This is a genomic window from Mangrovimicrobium sediminis, assembly GCF_004745945.1.
Taxonomy (GTDB): domain Bacteria; phylum Pseudomonadota; class Gammaproteobacteria; order Pseudomonadales; family Halieaceae; genus Mangrovimicrobium; species Mangrovimicrobium sediminis.
The window spans coordinates 1-1,145 of sequence record NZ_SRLE01000051.1 but is presented as its reverse complement, the minus strand read 5'-3'; the positions used below and the strand labels follow the sequence as shown (position 1 = coordinate 1,145).

Here is a 1,145-nt window from a genome sequence, read left to right as displayed (position 1 = left end):
CGAGGCCGGTGTCGGCACCGAAGTCATGGCCCACGGCGCGGCACGCACCTCGGAGCCGGTACGCGAAGGGCTGGTGGCCATGCTCGGCCCGGTGATCGATACCCTGCTGGTGTGCACCTGTACCGCCCTGGTGCTGTTGATCGCGGGGGACTGGCAGCACGTCGACGGACTCAGCGGCATCCGCTTGACCCTGGACGCGTTCACCGGCGCTGGGCCTGACCACCATGTTCACCATGTGGTACTACGGCGCCAAGTGCTTCGGCTTCCTGTTCGGTGCGCACCTGCAACATCATTTCCGCTGGGTGTTTATCGCTACCGTGGTCTTCGGCGCCGTGGTCAGCCTGGAGGTGGTGTGGAACCTGGTGTCCGGCGCCTACGGGCTGATGGCGATCCCGACCATGGTCTCGAGCCTGCTGCTGGCACCGCGCGTGCGCGACGCCGCGCGCGATTATTTTCGCCGTCACCCGTACTAGCGCCCCCACCCTGCTGGCACCGCCTCCTGCCAGCCTGGATGTGAGGGCGGAGCCTACTCCTCGATAGACTCCCGGCGCAGCTCCTGCTCATCGCGCTGCGCCTCACAAAACGGCATGCGAATCCAACCGCCATCGCTGTACAGCGCAGTGGCGTCGGCGTAGTGGTCCGATGCCGGATCGGTGGACTGGGAGTAGGTGAGCATGGCGTAGGCCACCGGGCAGTCGCTCTCGTCCCAGGTGATGGCCTGCATGTAGCTGTTGCCGTGGCGTATGTCCGAGTAGCCCTCGCCGGCCACCAGGTCCGAGGTGATCACCGAGAACATGGTGGACCCCGGACCGCCGTGGATGCCGATACGCTCGCCGTTCTTGTCGATGAACTGGATCTCGCCCCAGGGGCGGTTCATCGGGATACCCGCATCCACCAGCAGGTCGACCGCCGCCGCCAAGGCGCTGCGGGTCGCCTCGATCAGCGCCGGGTCGTCGCTCCACTGGCGCGGTGTGTCAACCGGGTCCGCAGCGTCGAAGGGCACCTGCCAGCGCTCCACGCCGCCGCAGCAACCAGACCAGAACTCGCGGAAGATATGCGCGCCCACGCTGTCCACGGCGAAACGGCCGTCCCAGTCGTCGAGCACGTTGCAGGCCTCCACCACCGTCGCCGGGTTGGCGCTGTAG

1 protein-coding gene and 1 pseudogene are annotated in these 1,145 nt (G+C 67.2%); one reads left to right on the top strand and one right to left on the bottom strand.

Annotated features, from left to right (window positions below; translation table 11 throughout):
- Positions 1-473 (top strand): annotated as a pseudogene (locus E4634_RS22165) (alanine:cation symporter family protein); the annotation flags it as partial.
- A 53-nt stretch (positions 474-526) separates the two neighbouring features.
- Here E4634_RS22165 and E4634_RS21235 read toward each other — a convergent pair.
- On the bottom strand, positions 527-1,145 hold a 619-nt coding region (locus E4634_RS21235), incomplete at its 5' end, for a penicillin acylase family protein (RefSeq protein ID WP_167855027.1).